General features: G+C 59.4%; 1 protein-coding gene. It reads right to left on the reverse strand.

Features of this window, described 5'->3' with window-relative positions; translation table 11 throughout:
• Positions 1-104: 104 nt before the first annotated feature.
• A complete protein-coding gene (locus tag C3Y91_RS02415; protein ID WP_075226224.1) occupies positions 105-1,475 on the reverse strand; it encodes an IS1182-like element ISRle11 family transposase in 1,371 nt (456 codons plus the stop codon).
• Positions 1,476-1,529 lie beyond the last annotated feature (54 nt).

The raw sequence follows: 1,529 nt of genomic DNA on the forward strand, positions 1-1,529 counted from the left end.
TCAGACCGCTGACAAACCCGTCGATTTTTCGGCGGGTTTTGTTTTTGCGGATTGGATTTTTTTGGCGGTAGTGTTTTGGCGGAGGTGAAGAAGGATGTATCGGCTCACGCCATGGCTGGTTTTGACGCTGTGGTGAGCGCCATTGCGATCTTCTTGATGTTTTGGGCGGCCGCAGCCAACAGGCACTGGCATGAGACTCGGGTGAGACTTCGGAAGCGGGCATAGCGATGCCCGTGAAGCTGCTTGGCATCGGCGAAGGAACGTTCGACCGTCTCCTTTCGCCGCTTGTAGATTGCCTTGCCCCAAGGGGTCAGGCGGTTGGCATCGGTGCGCTGGCGGGCATCGGCCCAGACATGGCGGGTGATGGTACGTGTCGCCGTGGCGTTATTGGTGCAGGAGGCCAACAACGGACAATCGCGGCAGATGGCAGGATCCGAACGATAGTGGCGATAACCGTTGCGGTCGGTGGTGGCATAGGCGAGCAGTTGGCCTTCGGGGCAGCGGTAACCGTCTGTCTCGGGCTCATAGCCGAATTTCGACTTGCGCATCATGCCGGCTCTGGGCGGGGTCGGATTGCGATAGCCGGTGACACCGAGGATGGTGCGGTCTTCAAGACCCTTGGCGATGCCGGATGTCGCATAGCCGGCATCCAGCCCGACAGCACCGACCTCGAAGCCGAACCGCTCACGCTGCCGGTCCAGCCGGTCGAGATAGACGATACTGTCATGCACATTGGCGGGCGTGACATGGGTGTCGGTGATGATCGCCAGCTTGCCATCCACCGTGCGGTGATCGAGGTAGAAGAAGCCCTTCGGCTTGCCGTCGCGCACCATGTAGCCGCTGTCGGGATCGGTGCGCGACACCTTGGTTTCCTTCACCTCCGGCTCGCGCTCTTTTTCCTTCAAGGGCTTCTGGCCGTGGAGTGCCCGCTCGGCCTCAATCGCCCGGTCGAGGTCGGCCCAGTAATCGGAACGCGACTTTTCGATCATCGCAAGATCATATTTGCCCTTGTTGGCATTCGCCTTCAGATGCGTTGAATCCGTATAAAGCACCGTGCCATCCACCAGGCCATGACGGATCGCCTGCTCAACGATATGATCAAAGATGTCCTGTGCAACCGAGGTGTCGTTGAAGCGCCGGCGGCGGTTTTGCGACAGCGTCGAGGCGTCAAACACACCATCCGTCAGCTTCATCTGCAGAAACCAGCGATAGGCGACGTTGACCTCAATCTCGCGCACCAGCTGACGCTCCGAGCGGATGCCGAACAGGTAGCCAATGAACAGCGCCTTGAACATCAAGGTCGGATCGAGCGGCGGGCGGCCGTTGTCGGCGCAATAAAGCCCCGCAACCCGGCCATGGATGAAGGAAAAGTCGATCACCGCATCGATCTTGCGAAGCACGTGATCCTTTGGCACCAGGCTGTCGAGCGTCACCATCTCAAGAGCCGTCTGGGTGGGGGCAGGTTTCTTCAACATGTCCCAATGAATCACAAACCCCTGGACGGTGCCAGGGGTTTGTCAGCAGTCTGA

The sequence above is a fragment of the Rhizobium ruizarguesonis genome, from assembly GCF_012349115.1.
GTDB classification, from domain to species: domain Bacteria; phylum Pseudomonadota; class Alphaproteobacteria; order Rhizobiales; family Rhizobiaceae; genus Rhizobium; species Rhizobium ruizarguesonis.

What these genes read in the sequence shown, in the direction of transcription:
- C3Y91_RS02415 (WP_075226224.1), bottom strand. Translation starts at nt 1,475, where the DNA reads ATGTTGAAGAAACCTGCCCCCACCCAGACGGCTCTTGAGATGGTGACG.